Annotated in this window: 3 protein-coding genes; all 3 read left to right on the plus strand. The window is 73.0% G+C overall.

Annotated features, from left to right (window positions below; translation table 11 throughout):
- The coding region (locus tag G6030_RS13110) for an acyl-CoA dehydrogenase family protein (RefSeq protein WP_277817465.1) at positions 1 to 554 on the plus strand (554 nt) is incomplete at its 5' end.
- Positions 555 to 566: 12 nt separating this feature from the next.
- Positions 567 to 1,766 carry a CoA transferase gene (locus G6030_RS13115; RefSeq protein ID WP_187701814.1) on the plus strand — a complete coding sequence of 400 codons (1,200 nt, stop codon included), beginning with the start codon at positions 567 to 569 and terminating at the stop codon, positions 1,764 to 1,766.
- Positions 1,767 to 1,848: 82 nt separating this feature from the next.
- Positions 1,849 to 2,662 (plus strand): DUF1542 domain-containing protein (locus G6030_RS13120; RefSeq protein ID WP_182643431.1); only part of this gene is annotated, 814 nt, incomplete at its 3' end.

The following is a 2,662-nucleotide window of genomic DNA, read 5'->3' on the forward strand; positions in this document are numbered from 1 at the left end:
TCGAGCCGGGCCCGGTGGAGGCCGCCGTCCTGCGGGGAGCCCTGGCGCGGGCGGTGCAGTGCGTGGGCGCCGCCGAGGGGATGCTCGACTCGGCCGTCGCGCACACCACCGAGCGGACCCAGTTCGGCCGGCCACTGGCCCGGTTCCAGTCGGTGCAGAACCTCGTCGTCGACATCGCCGCGGACACCGTCCTCGCCCGGGCGGCGGCCGATCAGGCCGTCGCCGACGCACTGACCACCGACCTCGCCGGTCCGCTGTCCGGGTTCCGGGTGGCCGTCGCGCGCAGCGTCGTCTCCCAGGCGCTCGCCGTGGCCGTCCGCAACGCCCACCAGGTCCACGGGGCGATCGGGACGACCCACGAACACACGCTGCACCGCCTGACCCTGCCCGCGCTGCAGTGGCGAGGGGAGTTCGGCTCGGCCGCCTTCTGGGAGTCGCTGCTCGCCGACGTGGCGGTCGCCGGAGGCATGGACGGCGCGTGGCCCCTGATCGTCGAGGGCGCCGCGGTCGAGGGCGCCGCCGCCGCGTGGCTCGACCGCGTGACGGGAGCCTGAGCCGTGACCGACATGCCGCGCACCGGCGCGCTCACCGACATCCGGGTGGTGGACCTGTCCCGCGTCCTCGCCGGGCCCCTGTGCGGGCAGATGCTCGCCGATCACGGCGCCGACGTCGTCAAGGTCGAACCGCCGGACGGCGACGAGACCCGTGGGTGGGGGCCGCCGTTCGTGCGGGAGGACCACAGCGCCTACTTCGACGGTCTCAACCGCAACAAGCGCAACGTGAGCATCGATCTGCGCAGCGAGGACGGGCAGGCTCTGCTGTGGCGGATGCTCGAGGGTGCGGACGTGGTGATCGAGAACTTCAAAGCCGGGACCCTCGAGCGGTGGGGGCTGGCGGACGACGTGATCGCCGACCGGTTCCCGCGGCTCATCCACTGCCGCATCACCGGGTACGGCGTCGACGGTCCTCTGGGCGGGGCGCCGGGCTACGACGCCGTCCTGCAGGCGCTGTCCGGCCTGATGAGCGTCAACGGCGAGCCCGACGGCCCGGCGATGCGGATCGGCATCCCGCTCGTGGACATCGTCACCAGCCTCAACGCGATGAACGGCATCCTCCTCGCGCTGCACGCCCGGCAGACGACCGGGCGCGGCCAGTTGATCGATCTCGCGCTGCTCGACAACGCCGTGTCGATCCTGCACCCGCACGCCGGGAAGTGGTTCGCGAGCGGCGTGCAGCCCGTCCGGACCGGCGTGGCACACCCGACGATCTGCCCGTACGAGACCTTCGCATGCGTGGACGGGCCCTTCTTCATCGGGGCCGGCAACGACCGCCAGTTCCGTTCCCTCGCGGCTGCGCTGGGCGCGCCCGATCTCGCCGACGACCCCCGTTTCCACACCAACGCCGATCGGCTCGCGCACGCGGAGGAACTCCGGGAACTCCTCGGGGACCTCGTCGGCTCGATCGGCCGAGAGGACCTCGCGGACCGGCTGCGCGCCGCGGGAGTGCCCTCCGGGGCGGTCAACCAGGTCGGCGAGGCGCTCGAGATGCCGCAGGTCCTGCACCGCGAGATGGTGGTCGAGCGGGAGGGTTACCGCAGCGTCGGGATACCGGTGAAGATGTCCGGGACGCCCGGGTCCGTCCGCTTCGGCCCACGCCCTCGCGGGGCGGACACCGACGAGGTGCTCGCCGGGTTCGGGATCGGCCCGGCGGAGGTGGCCCGCCTGCGTGCCGCGGGCGTGGTGAGCGGCGGGGACGGCCGCCCCTGACCCCGCCCCTGACCCCGGCGGACGGCGCGCCTGAACCCGCGATCTCGGTACCCTCGGAACCAGTACCGAGAAAGGTCGTGTCGTGGAATTCCTCCTCATCGCCGCAGTGATCGCGGTGGCCGTCGCTGTGATCTCCCGCAGCCAGAACAAGGGCCAGACGCAGCTGGAGGCACACCACAACCGTCATCTCGAGGACTACCGCGCCGAGGCGTCCCGCTGGATCGAGCGGCTCGGCGGCCAAGTGTTCAATCTCGACGGCACGGACGAGGCGTCCAAGCAGGCGATGGCCGACGCCTCCGAGCGCTACACCGCCGCCGTCGCGGAGCTGGAGAAGGCGCGCACGCCCGTGCAGGCGCAGCTGGCCAAGGACACCGCGTTGGAAGGCCTGTACTACGTGCGCGCCGCACGCTCGGCGATGGGCCTCGACCCCGGACCCGAGCTGCCGCCGACCCCCGGCCAGGACCGCGCCGGCCGGGTAACCGAGGACCGCGAGGTCGAGATCGAGGGCCGGAAGATGAAGGCAGCCACCGACCCGAGCGACGAGACCCCGCACTACTACCCGGGTGGCGTCGTGGCTGGTCGCCCGGTGCCCGCGGGCTGGTACTCGGAGCCCTGGTGGGCGTCCGCGCTGGCCACGGGCGTGTGGATGATGGGCTCGATGATGATGTTCAACATGATGTTCGCCGGCATGGCGGGCGTCGGCTACTCCGGTGAGGACTTCGCGGCCGGGGTCGGCGAGGGCGGCGAGGACGTCAGCGACCTCGGCGGCGGCGACGGCGGCGACGGCGAGGGCTTCTTCGACGGCGGCCTGTTCGGTGGCGACGGTGGCGAGGGCGGGGACGCCGGCGGCGACGGCGGCGGCTTCTTCGACGGCGGGCTCTTCGGCGGGGACGGTG

It is taken from the genome of Dietzia sp. E1, from assembly GCF_014145015.1.
Taxonomy (GTDB): domain Bacteria; phylum Actinomycetota; class Actinomycetes; order Mycobacteriales; family Mycobacteriaceae; genus Dietzia; species Dietzia cinnamea_A.

Excerpts from the sequence above, each read along its gene's own strand:
- G6030_RS13115 (WP_187701814.1), top strand. The coding sequence starts at position 567 with ATGCCGCGCACCGGCGCGCTCACCGACATCCGGGTGGTGGACCTGTCC.